Origin of the sequence: Sphingobacterium sp. UBA2480 (assembly GCF_002341965.1) — a bacterium.
Taxonomy (GTDB): Bacteria; Bacteroidota; Bacteroidia; order Sphingobacteriales; family Sphingobacteriaceae; genus Sphingobacterium; species Sphingobacterium multivorum.
Genome location: NZ_DDPA01000009.1, coordinates 456982 through 479741, shown reverse-complemented (window position 1 = coordinate 479741; position 22760 = coordinate 456982). Strand labels below are relative to the sequence as shown.

The 22760-nt window shown below is 42.6% G+C and carries 15 protein-coding genes; 6 read left to right on the top strand and 9 right to left on the bottom strand.

What is annotated here, in order from left to right:
* Positions 1 to 94: 94 nt before the first annotated feature.
* Positions 95 to 1006, top strand: coding sequence for a zinc dependent phospholipase C family protein (locus tag B3600_RS22530; protein WP_286754457.1), 912 nt, complete (start codon positions 95 to 97; stop codon positions 1004 to 1006).
* Between the two features lie 101 nt (positions 1007 to 1107).
* A complete protein-coding gene (locus B3600_RS22525) occupies positions 1108 to 2994 on the top strand; it encodes a TonB-dependent receptor plug domain-containing protein (protein WP_286754456.1) in 1887 nt (628 codons plus the stop codon).
* A 155-nt stretch (positions 2995 to 3149) separates the two neighbouring features.
* Here B3600_RS22525 and B3600_RS22520 read toward each other — a convergent pair whose 3' ends face one another.
* The 3 genes from B3600_RS22520 to B3600_RS22510 all read right to left on the bottom strand — a co-directional run bounded on the left by B3600_RS22520 (position 3150) and on the right by B3600_RS22510 (position 5312).
* A complete protein-coding gene (locus tag B3600_RS22520; protein ID WP_204990723.1) occupies positions 3150 to 3866 on the bottom strand; it encodes a ThuA domain-containing protein in 717 nt (238 codons plus the stop codon).
* A 121-nt stretch (positions 3867 to 3987) separates the two neighbouring features.
* The gene (gene aroB / locus B3600_RS22515) at positions 3988 to 5055 is read right to left on the bottom strand and encodes a 3-dehydroquinate synthase (protein ID WP_204990724.1); all 1068 of its coding nucleotides are present in this window, start codon (positions 5053 to 5055) and stop codon (positions 3988 to 3990) included.
* Between the two features lie 50 nt (positions 5056 to 5105).
* Positions 5106 to 5312 (bottom strand): RNA-binding S4 domain-containing protein, encoded by a 207-nt coding sequence (locus tag B3600_RS22510; protein WP_070568728.1) that lies wholly within the window; start codon positions 5310 to 5312, stop codon positions 5106 to 5108.
* A 95-nt stretch (positions 5313 to 5407) separates the two neighbouring features.
* Here B3600_RS22510 and B3600_RS22505 point away from each other — a divergent pair, with 95 nt between their 5' ends.
* The 3 genes from B3600_RS22505 (at position 5408) to xpt (ending at position 9271) form a co-directional block, all read left to right on the top strand.
* Positions 5408 to 6601: a proline dehydrogenase family protein gene (locus tag B3600_RS22505; RefSeq protein ID WP_046675892.1), complete on the top strand. Its 1194-nt coding sequence runs from the start codon at positions 5408 to 5410 to the stop codon at positions 6599 to 6601.
* Positions 6602 to 6863: 262 nt separating this feature from the next.
* Entirely contained in the window at positions 6864 to 8642 is a 1779-nt protein-coding gene (locus B3600_RS22500) for an AMP-dependent synthetase/ligase (protein WP_286754455.1), read from the top strand.
* Positions 8643 to 8695: 53 nt separating this feature from the next.
* Positions 8696 to 9271: a xanthine phosphoribosyltransferase gene (xpt, locus tag B3600_RS22495; RefSeq protein ID WP_286754454.1), complete on the top strand. Its 576-nt coding sequence runs from the start codon at positions 8696 to 8698 to the stop codon at positions 9269 to 9271.
* A 67-nt stretch (positions 9272 to 9338) separates the two neighbouring features.
* Here xpt and B3600_RS22490 read toward each other — a convergent pair whose 3' ends face one another.
* Positions 9339 to 9824: a hypothetical protein gene (locus tag B3600_RS22490; RefSeq protein WP_286754453.1), complete on the bottom strand. Its 486-nt coding sequence runs from the start codon at positions 9822 to 9824 to the stop codon at positions 9339 to 9341.
* A gap of 177 nt (positions 9825 to 10001) precedes the next feature.
* On the opposite strand from B3600_RS22490, the gene mnmE reads away from it, so the two are divergent.
* A complete protein-coding gene (gene mnmE, locus B3600_RS22485) occupies positions 10002 to 11381 on the top strand; it encodes a tRNA uridine-5-carboxymethylaminomethyl(34) synthesis GTPase MnmE (RefSeq protein WP_286754452.1) in 1380 nt (459 codons plus the stop codon).
* A gap of 114 nt (positions 11382 to 11495) precedes the next feature.
* On the opposite strand, the gene B3600_RS22480 is transcribed toward mnmE, so the two are convergent.
* Genes B3600_RS22480 through B3600_RS22460 form a run of 5 tightly spaced genes read right to left on the bottom strand, consistent with a single transcriptional unit; the run spans position 11496 to position 22601 of the window.
* Entirely contained in the window at positions 11496 to 13940 is a 2445-nt protein-coding gene (locus B3600_RS22480; RefSeq protein ID WP_286754451.1) for a glycoside hydrolase family 2 TIM barrel-domain containing protein, read from the bottom strand.
* A 4-nt stretch (positions 13941 to 13944) separates the two neighbouring features.
* Positions 13945 to 14880: a hypothetical protein gene (locus tag B3600_RS22475; protein WP_286754450.1), complete on the bottom strand. Its 936-nt coding sequence runs from the start codon at positions 14878 to 14880 to the stop codon at positions 13945 to 13947.
* A gap of 49 nt (positions 14881 to 14929) precedes the next feature.
* Entirely contained in the window at positions 14930 to 16558 is a 1629-nt protein-coding gene (locus tag B3600_RS22470) for a RagB/SusD family nutrient uptake outer membrane protein (protein ID WP_112374501.1), read from the bottom strand.
* A gap of 12 nt (positions 16559 to 16570) precedes the next feature.
* Positions 16571 to 19708, bottom strand: coding sequence for a SusC/RagA family TonB-linked outer membrane protein (locus B3600_RS22465; RefSeq protein WP_286754449.1), 3138 nt, complete (start codon positions 19706 to 19708; stop codon positions 16571 to 16573).
* Positions 19709 to 19736: 28 nt separating this feature from the next.
* The gene (locus tag B3600_RS22460) at positions 19737 to 22601 is read right to left on the bottom strand and encodes a TIM-barrel domain-containing protein (RefSeq protein WP_286754448.1); all 2865 of its coding nucleotides are present in this window, start codon (positions 22599 to 22601) and stop codon (positions 19737 to 19739) included.
* Between the last annotated feature and the right edge of the window lie 159 nt (positions 22602 to 22760).

Sequence of the window (22760 nt, the reverse complement as noted above, 5' to 3'; positions counted from 1 at the left end):
TTTCCTTTATGTATATTTAATATCAACAATTAATTAATAGCCAGTTTGATACCCCATGAAGTCTCTATTTTATCAGATGCTTTGCATAGTCGCCATGCTAATTTTAACATCGTGGGGATTTTTTGCGCATAAAAAAATTAATCATTATGCCGTTTTCGCCCTACCAGCAAAGTTGGCAAAATTTTATAAATCCAATATCGACCTTATTACCGAAAAAGCGGTCGATCCAGACAAACGTTGCTTCACAGATAGCGCTGAAGGCCCGAGACATTTTATCGATATGGAGGACTACCTTAAGGAAAGTACAATTGACACCATACCCCTACATTGGTCACAAGCCAAAGAAAGATTTCAAGAAAGTCAATTGTTAAAAAATGGTATAGTACCCTGGCAAATCAACCTTACCTATCAAAAGCTTGTTAAGGCCTTTCAAGCAAAAGATTATAAACGGATCATCAAACACTCAGCAGAACTGGGTCATTATATTGCAGACGCCCATGTTCCATTGCATACGACTAAAAATTACAATGGACAGCTCACCAATCAACTAGGCATACATGCATTCTGGGAAAGCCGCTTACCGGAAATGTTTTCCGAAAAATACAACCTTCGCGTCGGAAAAGCGAGCTATATCAAAGATCCTCTACAAGAGGCCTGGGTTATTGTTTACGAAAGTAATCGCCTTGTGGATTCTGTCTTAACGATTGAAGCTGGTCTCGATAGTCAATTTAAGGCATCTCAAAAAAAATCATTTATTGAACGAAACAATCAATTGGTATGGACCTACTCTGATAATTATGCCAGAGCCTATCATGAAGCCATGAACGGTATGGTAGAAAGGAGAATGCAAAAAACCATCTTACGTGTTGCCTCCTATTGGTATTCCGCCTGGCTCGAATCTGGCCAACCCGATTTGACCAACATCGAAAAAATAAAAAGCACCAACAAGCAAGATCACATCGATATAACAGGGAAAAAGCGTATCGGTCGAGAAGAATGGATGTAAGAAGGCTATAAAACATCATCCGGACTACCAATATTATTCACACCGGACTATTTGTTTTTTAATCTGCTAAGCTACTTTTGCAGCGTAAAATCTAGGAAAGCATGTTGAATAAGAATATTACGTTAACAAAACTTGCATTAGTACTGAGTATTGGAGCTGCGACTGCGCAGATTAAAGACACAACCGCTTTGGGTGAAGTCATCATTAATCAAAATCGCTTACAGATCCCTTTTTCAAAACAAAGCAAGAACATCCAAATATTGACGCAGGAAGATATACAGAGACTACCAAATCGATCAATCAACGAATTGCTTAGCAATATCCCAGGAGTTGATATTCGCCAACGTGGACCATTCGGTTCGCAGGCAGATATAAGTATCGACGGAGGCTCTTTTGAACAGACAGCGATCCTACTCAATGGTGTTAAAATCACCGATCCACAGAGTGCCCATCACAATATGAACCTTCCGGTTCCGCTGGAGGCCATCGAACGTATCGAAATCATTCGAGGACCAGCATCCAGAATTTTCGGCATTAATGCGCTAACCGGCGCTATTAACATCGTAACAAAAAAAATTGAATCAAATCAAATTAGTGCCCAGGTGTATAGTGGTTCATCATTCAAAGATAATGAGCAGACAAGTGCAGGCAAGTATTATGGTAAAGGCGTTCAGCTTGGCTCACAGTTCTTAACCAAGCAAACAAGCCACGGTTTATATTTTGGCCACGAAGACTCCAATGGGCAACGATATAATACAGCCTCTAATAATAATAAACTCTATTATGACGGGACATATCAACCGAATACAGCCAATATGATAAAAGCCAATGTTGGCTATATCAACAATCAATTTGGAGCCAATGGTTACTACGCTGCACCGAGTGACAAGGAAGCGTATGAACAGGTTAAGACAGCTTTCGCTTCCCTGCAGTCCAAGCATCAATTAACACAGGCATTTTCCATCAGTCCACGCCTCAGTAATCGCTACAACGAAGATGAATATTGGTATTTAGGCCGAGAAACAACGAAAGGTAGATCCAAACATTACAGCAACGTCTTTGGAGCAGAAATCAATGCTACATTGGAGCAAAGTTATGGTACATTTGGCTTAGGATTAGAAAGTCGATTTGAACGTATCAATAGCACCAGTATTGGCGACCATAACCGGAAGAATTACGGCGGCTACCTGGAATTCAAAACCGAGGCGATCGAAAAACTGATGATCAACTCAGGTGCCTACATCAATTATAACTCAAAATTTGGCTGGCAGGTATTCCCGGGTCTAGATTTGGGCTATGATATTACCGAACATTGGAAGATTGTAGTCAACGCAGGTTCTAGCCAACGTATCCCTTCCTTTACGGATCTTTACACCAATCAGACAGCCAACGTCGGAAACCCCACACTGAGCTCTGAAAATGCCTATCAGATAGAAAGTGGTATAAAATACTTATCCAATCGAGTTATTGCGCAAGTGGGCTATTTCCATCGAAGGATAAACGATTTCATTGACTGGCAAAAAGAGGATGCCACTACAGGAAGCGGAACGGTCATTCCGTGGAAACCAATAAATATTGGAAAAAATAAAATTGATGGATTCAATGCTTCATTCCGATATAATATCAATGATCCCAGCGCAACGACACGATACTTTACAACGCTAAGTTATAATTATCTCAACCCAAGCATAACATTAGCAGACGGGATACTATCCAAATATGCTATTGAAAGCTTAAGGCATCAAGTTATTGCCAACTTTACCATAAACCACAAGAACTGGATGTTCACTTCTGCAAACCGCTTTAATGAGCGTATCAGTTACAAATCTTATTTCATCGCTGACGTAAGAGGATCGTACCAACTCCAAGACTTAAACATCTTTGTGGATGTTCAGAATATATTTGACAAGAGCTATATAGAAGCTGCCGCCGTTCCTATGCCCGGTCGTTGGTTTAGTATCGGCGCAAAATATAAACTGAACTATTAAACCCGATTAAATGGCAAAATCGGTTCTCTTCCCATTTCGCCATCAATTATAAAAAAGTCCCAAATGGAATGACCATTTGGGACTTTTCATTGTGTTATTGCCACATCGAAGCATGTACCATGCCCTATTTAAGAAAACGCCAACTATAAAATAAGTTACTTTTTCTTGGGAAGAACAGATAAAATTCCTCCAATTAAATGTTTTTGGAACTCAGGTTCGTCATAGGACTCATCGGTATGTCCAAGCCCGGTATAGAAGACTTTCCCTCCATCGTAGCTCTGGGTCCAGGAGATTGGATGTTGATCCCCCATTTTTCCTCCTTGGTAGCTTTTTTCATCCAAATTCATCAACACATGCAATCCGTCCTTCACATCCTTGAAGTTATACCACTCATCCTTGTGCCACCAGATCGGATCGAGGTGCTTGGTGGCCGGATGTTTTCTGTCCAGCACATCAATTTTGGCTTTTTGTACAGCAGGATGAGACGCAAAATACGCCCCTACAAGGCCGTTATACCATGGCCAATCAAACTCAGTATCCGTCGCTGCATGGATACCCACAAACCCTTTTCCTGATTGGATATACCGCACAAAAGCTTCCTGTTGCGCATTATCGAGAATATCGCCGGTTGTGCTCAGAAAGATAACGGCGTCATATTTGTTCAATCCCTGATCGGTAAACAGAGCTGCATCCTCCGAATGATCAGATTTTATTTTTTCTTTATCAAGCAATTGCTTAAGTACCTCTGCACCCTTTTCGATGCTTCCGTGTCTAAACCCTTTTGTCTTGCTAAAGATCAATACTTGCCTTTGTGCCTGAACAGCAGCTGACATCCCCAACAGGAGAAACAGAAAAATGAAGATTCTATTCATGATATAAATGGTTATTATGATGATTTAAGTTTAGGTTTACTAATTTCCGCAACGAAATTGCGATAAAAATAGCTGTAAAGAAAAGCCGTGCATTCTCCCGATACACGGCTTTTCTGTTTTATTATGGTGTGATAAGCTCACGGTAAAAATCAAGACTTTCAATAATATCTTCCTCAGAAACGTAGATATCATATTGACAACTGCCAATTTGGTCAAGCAATGCGAAACCAATCTGATTGGACAAGTTTTTCTTATCGTTTCGCATCAGATCCAACAGGGCTGTATCAATGGAAGAATCAAATGTGTAGTCGTTGAAATATTTTCTAAAAGTTTGGATCAAATCGTTTAATTCATCCAAAGGCAAACCATTCAATTTATGCGATAGGTACCCCTCACAAATCATTCCTACTGCAATAGCTTCTCCATGTAATAAAGGTGAAGCATCGTTCAACAACGAGTAGCCCTCAATAGCATGACCAATTGTATGGCCAAAGTTTAAAATTTTACGCAGTCCTTTTTCTTTCGGATCCTCAAGGATAACACGGTTTTTGATCGAAACAGAATGTTTGATCAAAGAATTGTCGATTTGATCGATCTCCAATGTTTTCACTCGCTCATAGTAAGCCCGATCGAAGATCAGTCCATGTTTAATTACTTCAGCAAAACCTGAGATTAACTGACGCTGATCTAGGGTTTTCAAAAACTGGCTTGAAATAAATACTGCTTGAGGTTGTGCAAAAGTTCCAATAATATTTTTCACACTGCCCATATCAATGCCGGTCTTACCTCCTACCGATGCATCTACCTGGGAAAGTAAAGTCGTCGGAATTTGAATAAAATCCATCCCTCTTTTGAAAGTTGACGCTGCAAATCCCCCCATATCGGTGACTACCCCACCACCCAGGTTGATCATCAACGAATGCCTATCCGCTCCGAAATCGAGCATATTATGCCATACGCCAATACAGAAATCAATATTTTTATTTTCCTCGCCAGGATCTACTTCTATCACGTCATAATTCGCCAAATTGGGTAAGGCCTGCTGAAATAAGGGTAAACAATTATCCAAGGTGTTGGTATCCACCAAGACGATGATCTTTGAGTAACTGCGCTCAGCTAAAAACGCCTCCAAAGAGGCCAACGTATCATCAAAATATACCTGATAGCCCAAACTTTCTATGACTTCCATTCTACGATTCTTTAAGGTTTAAGTTTTCTATTTACCAATATTGTTTAATATTACACCAATTTTATTTGCATCCCATCAAATTCAACAACATCTCCTGGTCGCAATTTGAGCCTTTTCCGGTAATCGACCTGCCCATTATACTTTACATACCCTTCCGCTACAACCCACTGAGCCATAGCGCCATGCTCCACCCAATTTAAAGCTTTAAGTAACTGTATGAGCTGGATATATTCGCCCTCGATTTTAAATTCTTGCATTTCACAAAAATAGTGGTTTCACTGAGGAATACAAGAATTATCATCGTTTTAATGCTTAGTAAATTGCTACATTTGCCTTATTGCAAATAAAGATTATGATTGAGAATTCTGAGCCCAAGACATTATCCTTTGATAATACAGAGATTGCTTTTAAAAGTAAAAGCGATAAGGATTTGGAAAGAGCGTATTGGTTATTCAAAATAATAGCGAATAACTTCTTGACAAAAGTAGGTCCATCCATGACCAACTTTGCACTGAACATCGGATTACCTATCCAGGGTATCATCCGTAAAACAATCTTCAAGCATTTTTGTGGCGGAGAGACTATCGAAGGTTGCGAAAATGCGATCAACGAATTGGGAGAGAATGGTGTAGGGACAATATTGGATTATTCCGTTGAAGGAGAAGAAACTGAAAGTGCATTTGACGCTTGCTGCAACGAGGTATTGCGCACCGTAGTCGCGGCCAGTAAAAACAAATACATTCCATTTTCAGTATTTAAACCAACTGGATTAGGCCGATTTGAACTGTTTGAAAAAGTCAATGCAAAGGAAGCCTTGACAGAAAGTGAACAGGCAGAATACCAACGTATGTTGGATCGTACCGATCGCATCTGTAAAGCTTGTCATGCAGCTGGTGTAAAAGTTTTAGTAGATGCTGAACATTCATGGATCCAAGATGCAATTGACGATATCGCTCGTGAAATGATGGAAAAATACAATATGGAAAAACCAATTGTATATAATACTTATCAATTGTACCGTAGTGATAAGTTGGCATCTTTGAAAGCTGACTTTGAATACGCCAAAGTTAGAGGATTTCACATGGGTGCTAAGATCGTTCGTGGTGCCTATATGGAGATCGAACGTGCTCGCGCTGCGCAAAAAGGTTATTCCGATCCCATCCAGCCAAATAAAGAAGCTTCCGATAGAGATTATAATGAAGCTATTGAATTTATCTTGGACCATCTGGACAACTTTGGACTAATGGCGGGTACACACAATGAGGACAGTAGCATGCTACTTGCAAAGGAAATTGACAGACGCGGTATCGACAGATCAATCGACCGTATTTACTTTGCACAATTATTGGGTATGTCTGATAACCTGAGCTTCAATTTAGCTGCACACGGCTACAATGTTGCTAAATATATGCCTTATGGACCGGTTAAAGCGGTGATGCCATACCTTTTCCGTAGAGCACAAGAAAATACTTCAGTCGCAGGAGCGACAGGTCGAGAGCTCGGCCTTTTGATCAAAGAAAAACAAAGAAGAAAAGCTAGTCGATAACGACTAGCTTTTTTTATAATTAGCGGGCATCAAGTCCATCTACTCAAGGAGCTAGTCTCAAATAGCTTCCAAGAAACATCCTACTTTTAAAAAACACAAAAGCATACATATCGCCCACCTCCCCTCCATACTTTTGAAACAAGCTAATTACAAAATCATTCCATATTCTTGAAACTATTATTTATGTTTGCAAACTTTTCCCTTAAAACAAAGTTCATACTGGAAGGGTGCTCCCCCGGAGCTTAAAAGAATACGATTTGAAATGGAAGAAAAACTTAGATTATTTGATCTTGCACGTCAACAGATGGGCAAATACCCCGATCTTGACATATTTGCACACAAAATAGACGGCAAGTGGAACCACATCAAAACGGCAGATTTTCTTGAGCATGTGGACACTCTTTCCAGAGGTCTGATTGAACTTGGCGTGAAACCCAACGAGAAAGTTGGTCTCATTGCTGGCAGCAGTATGGAATGGCATTTGATTGACTTTGCAATCCAACAAATTGGTGCAGTCGTGGTGGCCATCTATCCAAACATTACAGATACAGACTATCAATATATCTTTAATGATGCCGAAATAAGAGTGTGTATTGTCAGCAACAAGAGCCTCTATGACCGCCTGATGAATCTAACCGATTCAATCTATACATTGAAGTATATTTTTTGTATCGCAGATCAGGAGGGAACACGCAGCTGGAAAGAAATTAATGATATAGGCCTCAATTGCTCCCTAGAAAAACTAGCCGCATTACGTGATCAGGTTAAACCTGAAGATCTCGCTACCCTGATTTACACTTCCGGAACAACGGGTAAACCAAAGGGAGTCATGCTTTCGCACAACAATATCTTTTCCAATGTATTGGGTGCTGCAGAAATCACCCCCTGTAAGGCGTACGACCGCGGACTGACCTTCCTCCCGCCCTGCCATGCCTACGAGCGTATGGTTTTATATACCTATATGTATCTTGGCTTTACGATCTATATCGCAGAATCTTTTGATAAGATTGGTGATAATCTGAAAGAAGTAAAACCTCATATCATGACCGTTGTCCCGCGTATTCTTGAAAAAGTATATGAGAAAATCATGAAAACAGGCCACGATCTCAGCGGTTTCAAACGAAAAGTTTTTGACTGGTCGGTTTCAGTAGCGGAAGAATATGATCCTAACCCAGAAAAAAGAAGCTTTGCCTATACTATGAAACTAAGGCTGGCCAAACAACTTGTCCTTAACAAGTGGTATGAGGCCTTGGGGGGCGAATTACTTACTGTTGCCTCTGGATCAGCTTCTCTTCATAGTAAACTAACACGTGCTTTCTTAGCCGCAGGAATTCCACTATATGAGGGTTATGGCATGACCGAAGCTTCACCACTCATTTCAGTCAATCATTATATTAAAGGTATACGCATAGGCACTGTTGGCCTTCCTGTCCGTTTTGTTGAAATAAAACTCGCTGAGGACGGAGAAATATTAGTAAAAGGCCCGAATGTCATGATGGGATATTATAAGAATAAGGCCGAAACGGATAAAACTATTATTGATGGATGGCTGCATACCGGAGATATCGGAAAGTGGGAAGATGAAAAATTCTTAAAAATCATTGACCGAAAAAAAGAGATGTTCAAAATTTCGGGTGGAAAGTACGTTATACCACAACCTATCGAAACCAAGCTCGTTGAATCTAAATTTATTGAACAGGCGATGGTTATCGGTGACGGGATGAAATTTGCTTCTGCCTTTATTGTACCAAACTATGCACATTTATTGGATTGGGCCAGAACAGATGCTCCTGAACTTGCAACCATGACAAAGGATGATTTTCTGACTGACCCTGCAATTGTAAAAAAAGTCAATCAGGAGGTACGTCGTGCAAACCAGCATTTTGGTAACTGGGAGCAGATTAAGAAACCAATTATTTTAACAGATGAATTTACTATTGAAAATGGGGAGTTAACACCAACCTTGAAAATGAAACGAAAGGTAATTCTCGAACACCATCAAGAAGAGTTCAACAACCTCTATCAAATGGAGATGGATTAAGGGTCAACAGATCAAAATTTTGACATAGCACGCTATATTTATACAAGTAAAACATGAAATTATTAAAGGATAGAATCCTTCATGACGGTAAAAGTCTCGCAGGAGGCATACTTAAAGTAGACAACTTCATCAATCATCAGATGGACCCCGTATTGATGAAATCTATTGCGGTGGAATTTGTCCGTCGTTTTGCAGACCTCCCGATCAATAAAATCATTACAATTGAAGCAAGCGGAATAGCCCCAGCGATTATGCTTGGCTACCTTTTAGAGCTCCCGGTTGTATTTGTAAAAAAAGCAAAACCCGCTACCATGGCTGATATGTATGTAAGCCAGGTACATTCATTTACCAAGAACCGAACCTATGACATCTGTGTCAGCAAAGAGTTTCTTACGCCGAGCGACAATGTTCTTTTTATAGACGATTTTTTGGCCAATGGGAATGCCGCTTTTGGTATGCTCGATCTCGTTAAACAATCGGGGGCTTCAGTATTGGGCATGGGATTTATTATCGAAAAATCCTTCCAGGAAGGTGGCAAAAGATTAAGAGAATTGCCCGATTTAAGAATTGAATCGTTAGCGCGGATAAAGTCGCTTGAAGTGAATAAAGTCAGTTTCGACGAAGACTAGCAAAAAGAAAAGCCTCATCTTCCTAAAGACTGAGGCTTTTTTATTCAAACAACAAGATAAATTCTTTCTAATCCCAACGGTAGTCGTTGTAAAAATCTTCAGGATGTCTGCTAATTGCAACATCTTTTACAATCCGGATATTGGCTGCTCCCAAGTTGACATTCAACATAAATGAAGGTACGTTTGCTGAAAAATTCCAACGGCCATTGCGCATATACACGTAACCTCCTCTGTAAGGATCGTAGAATGTTTTGTAATCTCTAAAGTATACATGGTGTCTACTATCGTAACGATGTGCACTTGCCCAGGCCGGTGCTCCATGACGGTATCCTTTTCGGTATGACTTAGCTACTTCTTTATGATATTTACGGTCTTCTTTTTCGCGTTTTTCTAAATATTTTCGATATTCCTTATCCCTTTTCTCTTCATATTTCCTACGCTCTTTGTCCTGTTTCCATTCACGTTCATTTCCACGATGTTGAGCCGAAGATTGTTGAGGAGCGATTAAAACCAGTCCTCCAATTGCCAACGCGAAGTATATCATCTTTCTCATAACAGTATAATTTAAATTTAAAAATCAATTCCACTCCGCCTGTGTTCCATTCTTTTTTACAAGCGCTTCTATGGGTATGACTTCAATGTTTGAACAAAGGTTTAATCGATCAAGATGAATTTAATTTGTGCTGCAATATATAGAATCCATTACTTCAATTTAACGTATCTTTGTACCATGTCAAATACGGGATATATCACTGAAGATACCATTGTTGCATTAGCGACATCTTCCGGAACAAATGGCGCTATTGCTGTCATACGCGTTTCGGGCCAAAATGCCATAAAAATTACGAACGAAATATTTAAAGGAAAGAACCTACTTCAACAAGCATCACATACCATCCATTTTGGAACCATACGCGATGGCGAAGAGATCATTGACGAAGTATTGGTCTCCTTATTTGTAGCCCCGAACTCCTATACGAGAGAAAATTCGGTGGAAATATCAACGCATAACTCCAAATATATTATCGAGCGCGTTGTAAATTTACTGATCAAAAAAGGAGCACGTGCCGCCCGTCCGGGAGAATTTACCCTACGTGCATTTCTCAATGGCGGAATGGATTTATCCCAAGCAGAAGCAGTTGCCGATTTAATTGCATCCAATTCTGCCGCCTCACATCAAGTAGCCATGCAGCAGATGCGTGGCGGCTTTTCCAATCAGCTTAAATCCCTTCGTGAAGATCTCATTCACTTTGCTTCACTAATTGAATTAGAGCTTGATTTTTCGGAAGAAGATGTGGAATTCGCGAACAGGGATCAGCTAAAAAATCTGATCAACAAAATACAGGTTATTGTTCAAAAATTAGTGCAATCTTTTGAACAGGGTAACGTCCTAAAAAATGGTGTTCCTGTTGTCATTGCCGGGAAACCTAATGTAGGAAAATCAACCCTATTGAACGCTTTCTTAAACGAAGAACGTGCCATTGTTTCTGATATTGCAGGGACAACACGCGATACCATTGAAGATGAAATTAATATTCATGGTGTCACATTCCGATTTATTGACACAGCAGGTATACGTGAGACGGCTGATGTTATTGAAGCAAAAGGTGTTGAGCGTACCCGTGAAAAGATGAAACAGGCACGATTGATCATTTACCTTTTTGACCCTACACAGGACAAAGTTGAAGAAGTACAAGCTCAATTACCGGAAATCGAGCGCCTACAAATTCCATTTGTTACCATTATCAATAAATCAGATTTGCTTTCTGAGGCACAAAAAGACGTTTACAATGTCCTTAATCCGCTTTACATTTCAGCGAAAGAACAAATTGGTGTCGAGGAACTGAAAGACGAGTTGATCAATCATGTACAATTAGGAAATTTAAATACCGATGATGTTATGGTCACCAATATCCGTCACGTAGAAGCGCTACAAAAAACAGCAGATTCACTGGAACGCGTTATATATGGCATTGACAATCCTGTCACTTCTGATTTTCTAGCGATGGATATCCGCCAAGCGCTATATCATCTTGGTGAAATCACGGGAAGTGTTTCGACAGACGATTTATTGGATAATATCTTCTCGAAATTCTGTATCGGCAAGTAAATCATAGCCTTAATGATCGCGTTATACAACAAAGAGCAAGGTCCGACCATGGTCGGACCTTGCTCTTATTAGTGAAAAAAAACATACAAATCCAGAGCAGAGCAGAGCCAAGAACTAATTGGCTTCAAGTTGAATATCACCCGAAATTAGTCCTTCGCTTTTTGCCCTTACCTGTATTTTGCCTTTGTTTTTGCTCGTGACAATCGCCAAGGCTTTACCATGAAAAGCATTGCGGGAAGCAGATTGGAAGCTCGTCAGATCCGTCGTATTGCCATTGTCTGTCGCCACAATTTTTGCACCATCTCCCTCCACCTCAAATTCGATTTTATCGTCTGCATAAGGAACGATCGTGCCAAACTCGTCCACGATATAAGCATGTACAAAGGAAAGTTCTTTCTTTGCCGAATTGAAAGTCACATTTTCTGCAAACAATTGTATACGATGCGCTTTCGCTGCGGTACGGATCGTTTTACTTAGCAGTTTCTTGCCACCTTGAAACGATATTACTTCAATCTCCCCTGGTTTGAATTCAACAGCTTTAAATACAAGGTCGTACCGATCTGGGTCTTTGGACTGCTCCCTTATCCTTTTACCGTTCAGATAAAGCTCCACCCGGTCAGCCTGATTAAAATATACCACGATATCTACCCGATCACCTTGCTTCCAATTCCAATGAGGTAATACATGTAAGACCGGCTTTTCTGTCCAGACGCTTTGATACAGATAGTAGACATCTTTCGGAAATCCAGCTAGATCCACAATACCAAAGTACGAACTTCGTGCCGGCCAGGTGTAGGGTGTTGGTTCGCCGAGATAATCAAATCCTGTCCATACATACATGCCCGCAATATGGTCGTACTTTTCCATCAACCTCAAGCTTGTCTGATGATTTGATCCCCAAGGTGTAAATACATTGTCGTAAGCCGATATGTTCCTGTCTTTGTTCCCGCCAGAAAAGGGAATATCCCATCGTTCTGGCCACATGCGACTAGAATCATATGGCACCAAATCATACGTTCCGCGGCTTTCCAATGCCGAAGTACTTTCCGTTACGATAAACTTCTTTTCAGGATGATCTTGTGGGAAGCTTGCCCATTTCTTATGGTTATAGTTATAGCCAATCAAATCTACCGCCGAACTCATCAGCACTGGATTGGCTTTGGAGAGTTCATTATTGGCAATGGTGGTCGGACGTGTGCCATCCAGACTATCGACGATTGCTGCCAGCGCAATCGGAATCGCTGCACCATCAGCTTTGGAATGCCATTGCTCCCGCGCTTCATTGCCCAAGCACCATATAAACAACGACGGATGATTCCGGTCCCTTTTGATATGGTCAACAAAGTCCCGCTTGTACCATTCGTCCCAATATAAATGATAGTCATAGGGATTTTTGCGCCCTTTCCAGACATCGAAGGTTTCACTCATCACAACAAAACCCAAGCTATCGCAGAGATCCAAAAACGCTGGCGCCGCAGGATTGTGTGATGTCCGTATTCCATTCACCCCCATTTCTTTCATGATGCGAAGCTGACGTAATGCTGCAGATCGGTTGAATGCCATGCCCAAAGCTCCGAGATCACTATGTAAACAGACCCCACGGATTTTAAGCGGCCTCCCATTGAGCATAAAGCCCTGTTGCTGATCGAAGCTAAAATTACGTAAGCCAAATTTCGTAAGCTGTTCATCTACAACCCGACCATCAACAATAAGTTTAATCTTTGCTGTATATTGATAGGGATTTTCGATACCCCATAAGATGGGATTTTCGAGGACTATCTGCTGATCGAGGGGATGCAGACCTGCCTTGAGGGCGTTCAACGTAGTACGTTTACTCGCTAGAACAGCACCTTGAGCTGAAAGAACCTCTGTCAGTAGCGTAATCTTTTTTGATTCCTCAAGGTTATGCTCAATTTCCAGAGAGAGATCCACGACAGCACGTTTCTCACTGAGCTGCCCAGCTCTTATGAAGGTACTGTTCGTTCCTATGCTGACTGGATTCCGGCTGATTAATTTGACATCCCGATAGATCCCCGACCCCGAATAGAAACGCGAATTGGGCTGATTCTTATTGTTTACTTTTACTGAAAGCAGGTTTTCCCTACCATCCCAGTATAAATAAGGGGAAAGCTCATATTCAAATCCGATATAACCATTGGGTCTTTTTCCTAAGAAATGCCCATTGATCCAGACCTCACTGTTTTCGTATACACCTTCGAATGCAATAAATATCCGTTGCCCTTGCTCAGCCCGAGCCAGTTTAAACGTTTTTTGATACCATCCTACGCCACCATCAAGGTAAGCAGCCCCGCTACCTGCGGGACTGCTTTCTCTAAATGGCATTTCGATACTCCAGTCATGTGGTAGATCGAGCTTTCGCCAGCCCTCTACTTTTCGTCCATTGCTATATTGCTGGCTGCTGTCCCGTTTAAACCACCAGCCCCCATTAAAATCAATAACCTTTCTGGACTGTCCACTTAAAGAACCCGCCGTTGCAAATAACAGGATCAGTATACCTATTATCCGGCTATACCTAGTATCAACTAATTGCTTCAGCATACATTTATGGGGTCTTATTGTTATTCTTGGCATCTTCGGCCAAACTCTCCTTGTAGGTCTTGCTGATAAAATTAAAGGTCAGCATGGCCGCTCCGTCATTCGAAAGCACGGGATCTCGCAATACGGCTAATTGCATGGTATTCTCGGTCAGCGACATAATACGGACATCGCCCCAGTCGACGACGATTCCATCTTGTGGCTTTCCATGTAAAGGCGACGCCCCAGTCATACGGATGGTTTTCTTTTCGGTATCAATGTTAAAAGTCCCCTTCTGGACTTTACCTAGCATGGCATGATTCACGTTGATGTTTGCACCGCCTTTCAGGTCAAAAGTCATACTTCCATAATTGCCTGCCGGCATCAGCCAGCTATTGCCTTTCCAATCGGGCTCCCAGCTCCAGCTATCGCTGTTTAGGGGCGCAGCTGTTTTGTTGATGCTTCCCCACCAGTCACCGGTACCGTAAAAATACAGCGGACCTTTAAAGTAACGGGAGATACCGTCAGCATCTAGATCGAGATACCAGGTTTTCTCTTCCCCTGCCCCGCCCGTCAGTAAGGTCCAGGTCTCGTCACTGATAAATTCGGCATACATCTGATCGATTTTAAAGGTCACAGGCTCGCCGTAGACGATGCCACCACGCGTCTCGACACCAAATTTTACCGTGTAATCACCAGGGAAAGGCATTTTCAAGGTCACCTTTTTTTCCTGGCTCCGTCCCTGTGGATGCTCCCATAAAGCGGTGTATCTGGGATCCATCAAACTCGTTAAATACACAATATTGGGATTATTGGCATCATGTTCAATGGTAAACGCTTTACCCTTCTCCAACTGTGCCGATGTGACATCGATGTCCCCCAGGGTATAATTCTCCGGAGAACAGGCTCCAAAGAGTACCATCGCCGCAAAAAAGCAGATGGCATAGGTGAATATCTTTTTCATGTTTGTCTATTTATAATTCAACTAATAGTGAGTCCTCGTATACTTGTGTTTAGTTCCATCCAGCATTTTGTTTCAGTACACCATTGGATAAGGTAATCTGCTTATTGGGTATTTGCATAAATCCTTTCGTTGTCAAAAAACGCTCTTTAGTCACGATGACCTTCTCGGGTACAGATCCACTTAGCACATCCTCTGTTGTTTCTAGTGTTGCGGCGGCATTATTCAGCCCCTGCCGCAATACATCCCAATAGCGGATACCTTCAAAAGCAAATTCAAATTTTCTTTCTTTCAGAATATTGTTTTTTGAAACTGCTAGCGACACAAAATTGGTCTTATAAGCTCTTTTTCTTACCTCATCAAAGTATTTCTGCGCGTTTGCGGAACCGAGTTCTGCCGCCATAAGCAAGACATCAGCATAGCGGATGACAAAGTAATCCTGGTCTTGGGACAGTTGCATATCCTTATCCCCACCTGTATTGGTGGTCCCATCCGGCAATGCCGTGGGGGCGTATTTTTTTATGGTGTAACCTGTATACTCACGCTGGTCTTTGAGGTCAAATCCAGTGATGTTCTCGCCATCGATATCAATAATTGAGGCGGTTTTGCGCGTATCCATGTTGTCAAACTCATTGAAAAACTTTTTGCTTACCGTACATGCCCCCCATCCTTGGCCATAGGGCGACCAATTTTTTCCGCGCAAGCCCAGAAAGACGACCCAGCGGTTGCCATCAACATAACCGTTGTAGTTCGATGTATTGTTGAATTTCTGTGCAAATACAACCTCTGCATTTCCCTTGCCGGCATATTTGGAGATATCTAGTGTATTATTGCTTGCATTGGGGATATAACTCGCTGCTGGCCACAGATTTTTGAAATCAGCCACCAACGCAAACTGGCCGCTACCGATAACCTCTTCCAGTCCCGCCAGGGCTTCGGCTTTGGAGACACCGATATCCTCGCCACCATAATAACCTGAATAAAATAGATAAACACGGGCTAATAGCGCTTTTGCTGCAAATGGAGTAGCCCGGCCATCATTGGTTGCCGCAGCTGACTTGGGGTAAGCTGTGGCTGGGATATTGGAAGCCGCAAATTTAAGGTCTGAAACAATCAGTTGATAAATCGCTTTGGGATCCGACTGTGGAATATTCTCATTGGTCGGGCTCGTTAGCAAAGGTATGTTTTCGAATAGACGGACGAGATCAAAGTACATGGTCGCCCGTAGAAACTTCGTTTCCCCTTCAATACGTGCCCGCGCTGTTGTGTTGCCTGAAAAATCAGTGCCATCCAATTTTCCCAAGAGTGTATTGCAGCGAAAAATTCCCGCATAGTAATCAGACCAGGTACCATCAAAGATATTATTGTCCGATTGGGACTGCGCAATATCAAAACGGTCTATTGCCTGAAATGATCGACCGTCTGTTGTACCTGTTCCGCCAAAACAATTGTCGGCGGCCACCTCTGCTGTCAGATAGAAAGATTGGCTCCCATTGGAGGTTGTGCGTTGATAACCATCATAACAGCCGACCAAAGCCATGTCAGCATCGGCTATGGTTTTATAAAAATTGCTTTCCAAAACGCTTGTCATCGGTTCGACATCCAAAAAACTGGATGAACATGATCCTAAGATTAAGGACCCAAATAACATGGAATGATAGATATAGCTCGTTTTTTTCATGATTTCTTGTGTTTAGAATTTAACATTTAGGCCAAATAATACAGTCCTTGGTCTTGGATAGTAACCAAGGTCGATACCCGACACCCAACCATCGGTTCCATAACCGATCTCGGGATCCATCCCATCATATTTGGTGAACGTGAACAGGTTTTGTCCTTGAACGTAGAAGCGGATCTGATTAGCATACTTCCATTTGATCAGCTTCGATAGATCATAACCTAAGGTCACATTGCTGATCCGAAGAAAGTCTCCATCCTGAATATAAAGGTCTGAAAACTGCCAATTGACATTCGTTTCCGTAACACGGGGAATTGTACTGGAAGTCCCCTCTCCGGTCCATCGGTCTAATATTCGCGTGGTATAGTTTGCTTGTTTATTGGCATGATTGCGGTAAGATTGTACAATTTTGTTTCCCAGGGAACCGTAGGCATTCACCGAGAAATCAAATCCTTTATAATCCAGTCCAATATTAAATCCATAAGTAAAATTAGGCATGCCCACACCCAGATTTGTCTTATCCGAGGCATTAATAATACCATCACTATTCTGGTCTACATATTTCACATCGCCCGGTTTCACATCCGCTTGAAGGATACCTTTCCCGGCTGTTTTCCAGGCGTCGATCTCGGCTTGGTTCTGGAATAGGCCGTCTGTCTTATACCCCCAGAAGTAGCCAATGGGTAGACCATTTGCAGCACGATAAAATTCTTCCGAATTATCGTATAACATGGCTGTCTGTCCATGGATAATGCCATCTTCAGTCGGAATCTGTCCCACCTTATTTTTGTTATAGGCACCATTTACCCCAAGACGATACTTGACTTCATTGATCTTATCCGCCCAATTTAGGCCCAATTCCACCCCTGTATTCTTCACGTCACCGCCATTGATAAAAGGGGGCAACGTTCCGGTTGTCGCCAAAACAGGCGCTGTAACCAGCCAGTTCTTGGTCTTTTTGACATAAAAATCGGCCACAACATCCAGGCGGCTGTTCGCAAATTTGGCATCAAATCCAATATTAGTCTGTTCGGAAGTTTCCCAGGTCAGATTCGGATTGGATAAACGGCTCGGATAAGCCCCGGCGATATTATTGTTACTCGTTCCAAAGACATAATGTGCTCCGGGGTTGGACGATGTAATTCCTGTTGAGGTACTGATGGGTGCCGCATATTGAAAATCAGCGATATCCTGATTACCCACTTGCCCCCATGAAGCACGGAGTTTAAAGAAGTTTACAGCCGCTAAATGTTCTTTAAAAAACTCTTCGGAAGAAATGACCCAACCTGCCGATACCGAAGGAAAATATCCCCAGCGATTGCTGCGCGAAAATTTAGAGGATCCATCTGCACGCAATGTAGCATTCAACAGGTACTTTTCCTTATAATTATAGCCCAGCCGTCCAAAGTACGAGACCCTACGGGTGATGTTCTCTGGCTTTCCAGACACCGTACGCGTTTCGACGACGTTCCCTTTTTCATCCAGGTGCGCCTGGCCTGTGGTATTGTCCAAATAAGCATGTGCAAAATCATTGAACTGCGAAAGCAGATTCCAGTTGGATCCTGAAAGGTAAGTTCCCTGGTAACGTAGCGATTCCATACCGACCATAGCCGAAAAACGATGATCCGTATGGATATCAAAGTCATAGGAAGCCGTATTTGTCCAGGTCAGCGTATGACCTTTGCTCATGTTCTGCGAGGTTGTTGTATGATCTTGATTGTAGGTGTAGATAGAGAATCGATACATGGGCGTAAAACTTCTATATTCTGAAGCATAATAGTTGAATCCCAGCAATGACCGGATCTTCAAGCCTTTGATCGGTTCGATTTCCGCAAAGATATCGGCCAATAATTTTTGACCATCATTGGCATTGTTCGAATTGGTCATCATCACCCCATATGGATTGCTGTCCCCATTGTACCAAGGTGAATTGGAGGTATCATTGAAAGGACTTCCGTACAAGCCATTGTCCGAGTACACCGGTGACAAGGGCGAAGTCGCAAAAGCACCGCGCAGCGTATTACTGTACTGATTGCCGACACTGATGCCTCGATTTTTGATGTAGTTAAAGTTGAGGTGCTGACCTATTTTCACAAAGTTATCGAAGAGTTTATGTTCCGAGTTCGTACGGAAACCATAACGCTGATAGTTGGAAACATCTTTACCACCGACAATCCCCTCCTGACCAATATAGTTCATCGATAAGGCGTAGGTGGATTTTTCATTGCCGCCAGTCAGGGCAACATTGTAATTGTCCATTTTTGCATTATCCTTAAACATGTAATCCATCCAATTGGTATTGGCCAGACCGTCCATGCTGTTAAAATCAATAACCCCAGCCCCCGAATTCAGCGATTGCTCATTCATGATCAGCTTGTACTGATCTGCATCCAGCAATTTTGCTTTACGCGAAACGTTCTGAATGCCTGTATAGCCATCAAACGACAGCACATTTTTTCCCGCAGCGCCCATTTTAGTGGTGACCAGAATAACCCCATTGGCAGCCTGCGAACCATAGATGGCGGCCGAAGCCGCGTCTTTCAATACGTCGATAGATTGGATATCGGCCGCATTTAAGACCGAAATATCCCCTCCCGGAACGCCATCGATGACGTACAAGGGGCCTGAATTGCCAATTGTTCCCAGTCCGCGGACGACGACCTTCATATCTGCTCCCGGCTGACCGGAAGTTGATGTAATGGATACACCCGGTGCTTGCCCCTGAAGCGACTGCAGCGGGTTTAATTGATTACGTTTCTGCAGTTCTTCACCCTCTACCTTCAAGTTGGCTCCCGTATTCAATTTTTTCTTTTGTACACCGTAGCCGATAACCACCACCTCTTCGAGATCGGAAGCTTGCGGCTGTAGGCGGATCACCATATTGGGACCAGTAATTTTAACTTCCTCCGTTTTGTACCCTACGTAAGTAATGGTCAATATAGTCCCTGTGCTGGCCCCAAGAGAAAACTTGCCCGACTCATCGCTACTCGTTGAAATCTTCTGATTCTTTACGCTGATACTCGCTCCCCCGATCGGCAATCCTGAATCAGCCGAAACAACCGATCCCGTGAAGGATTGTGCCCAGACCAAAGAGGTCACACTGGTCATGACCACGACGGCCATGCCCCTGCTCAACAATTGTTTGCTTATCATATGTCTTGATTTATAAATTGGTTTTTTATTATTTTAATTTGATCTGCAAAGCTTTACCTGAATAGGTTACCTCTATTGGTTTTGCTGGTGATACATCCAGTCCAACGGCGTTGCTGTCGCTGACAAAAATGATATTGAACTTTCTTTTGGTCAGCATGCCGTCGAAATCCCCCTGACGGCTGGCCAAAGACAGTGTTTGTGCAGAATTGTCATAGCTGAAATCAATGCGGCTATATTTCCCTTTTTCATAATTATAATTGCTGCCTTCGTCTTCATAAAGTGAAAACTGACCGTCTGCTCCGGCATAGATATAAAAATCCAGCACATCCGGCTTTTTCTCGGCTGTATATTGCATGACAGGTCCAATGGGCAATATTGCTCCGGCTCTGACATAAACAGGGATACGTTCGTATGGTGCTGCAATAAGCAGATCCTGCCCGCCTGCTACCATCTTGCCATTGTATAGATCATACCAGCTGGCTCCTTTTGGAAAGTGTATCTTACGTGAGGTAGCCCCTTTTTCAGTAACTGGACTGATAAGCAAGGATGGTCCCCAAAGGTATTGGTCGTTGCTGTCGAATCCATCTTTGTCCTGCGGGAAATCCATCGCAAGTCCACGTATCATCGAGTAGTCTTCAAAAAAAGTCTTCGCGGCAAGACTATAATTATAGGCCAGTAATTTATACCGTAGATTAATCGCGTAGGTCATGCTTTTATAGGCCGGATGATCCACAGGAGCGATATTATACGGCTCGCGGTAGGGATATTGTCCATGCGCCCTGAACAAAGGCAAAAATGCCCCGTATTGGTACCAGCGGCTATTCAGCTCGCGCCACTCTTCCAAGTCCGCCGTATTAGGTTTGTGAAACCTATTTTCAACCAAAAAGCCTCCCGCATCCATTGTCCAATAAGGTGTACCGGACATCGAGAAATTGATACCCCCGGCAATCTGATCTTTCATGTCATGCCATCTCGAAGCAATATCGCCGCTCCAGGCCGCCGCCGCATAGCGCTGCTGCCCTGCAAAAAAGGATCGCGTCAGAATAAACACCCGTCTGTTAGGATCTGTTTCACGCTGGCCCTCGTAGATACCCTTGGCATTTTGCAAAGGGAACACATTATAGTAGCGAACAGATGATCCTATAGCTGGCTGAAAGACCGATTTACGCTCGTCCAGATCAATATTGGAGTGAATATCTGGCTCACTCGCATCCATCCACCAGGCATCGATCCCAATTTTGAAAAGATTGTTGTCCAACAATTTCCAGAACCCATCGCGTGCCGCTTTGTTGAAAGGATCATAAAATGTCGAGGTATAGCCCTTTCCGATCCAATCTTTACGGCCGTCATAAATATTTCGCGGATAGATCCATTTGTTTGCTTTAAATTCTTGGTATACCGATGACTCTTCATTGATTTTGGGCCAGGCCGAAATCATGATCTTAAAGTGCTGATCATGCAGCTTCTTCACCATGGCCAGAGGGTCTGGAAAACGCTTTACATCAAATTTTTGGCTCCCCCAGTCGTTTTCAGCCCAGTAAGACCAATCCTGCACAATATTGTCGATCGGAATCTTACGTTTGCGAAATTCAGCCGCGACCTCCTCAATTTCCGCTTGTGTCTTGTAACGTTCTCTGCTCTGCCAAAATCCAAAGCTCCAAATCGGCATAATCGGTGCCTTGCCGGACAAGTGGCGATAACCTGCAATGACCTCATCCATTGATGCGCCCTGTACAAAGTAATAATCAATGGCATCTCCAGCTTCTGAATTAAAGGAAAATACGTTTTTACGCGCTTCTGGAATGGGGCTCTGCCAGTTTAAGGTAAAATAAGATTCCCCTCCATCTGGTATCCATTCCATGCGGATCTGGTGGATCTTATCTTTCTGCAGGTCCCTTTCAATCTCAAAGGTACCTGCATTCCAGGATTGCCGCCAGCGGTCGGCGACCTGCTCCCCGTCAATCCAGACTTTCATATAACCCGAATATTTAAAATGCAGCACATGTTTGCCTGTGTAGGGCGAAGAGAAGCTTCCGGCATAGATGACCTTGCTTTCGGCCAGATTTACGCCCTTTGGAAACTTATGCTGATCTGTTAGGTAGCCATAGTCAATGATTGATTCCGGTCGGGATAGATAAACCTCTTCGCCCTTGTTCCGATTTACATAGGTTGCTGTGAGCCACCCCGGCTCTCCCTCTTTTGACTGCAACTTAAAAGAATTTAAGGGCAATAAGGGCCTTACGTCGCCCGCTTTTGTAATGGAGTAATTGTGCCATAAAATACCATAGTTATTGGTTGACAGTAAAAAGGGTATTCCGATTTCTGTATTATATTGCAGCAGTGAAACCTGTTTTCCGCGGTTATAGTTCATCACTGCATTCTGATGTTGGCCGAGTCCATAGATCCCTTCTTCCGTATTGACAATAAAGTCCTGGTTTATGTGATAAAATGCATCACCTTGATAACTATTGGCTAAAAAAGAACTTGAATTCCGCTTTGCTTCTTTCAAGATGGATTGCCCCTTAAGGTCAAAAAATTCCACTTGACCATTCATCAAGGAAACTACGGCCTGCATATTGGCCGTTTGGACATTTACTGTTGAGTCCGTCGAACTTACTGTGAGTGATTTTACTTGCCGGCGCAGTGAATCGACGATTACTAAGCTTGTTTGTCCTGGTAAGGCTGCACCAGCCGGAACAGCTGTGACACGCACGATCTTGTCGGTCACGACATCCAAATAAATATCCTGATCAATGGAGGTCTCCGAATTTTTGAAGCTGACCTTAATACCGGAAGGCATTTTTTCATAATGAGCTTTATTGGCTTGGCTAAATCCCTGCTGCACGATTGCGAAGAGCATCAAACCACTTAAAGCGTACGTTAAGTTGCGCATTTAAATAAGATTTATTGGTTATTATATTCCCTTGGTTATTACGCGTCCTTTCCTATTGAAAGAACAGATCAAATATAGAATGCAACCGGTTGTATAAGGGGTATGTTTTGTTAACTTTTAGGGGTTATTTTGTTAACTTGTATGGGAATACTCGCAGGC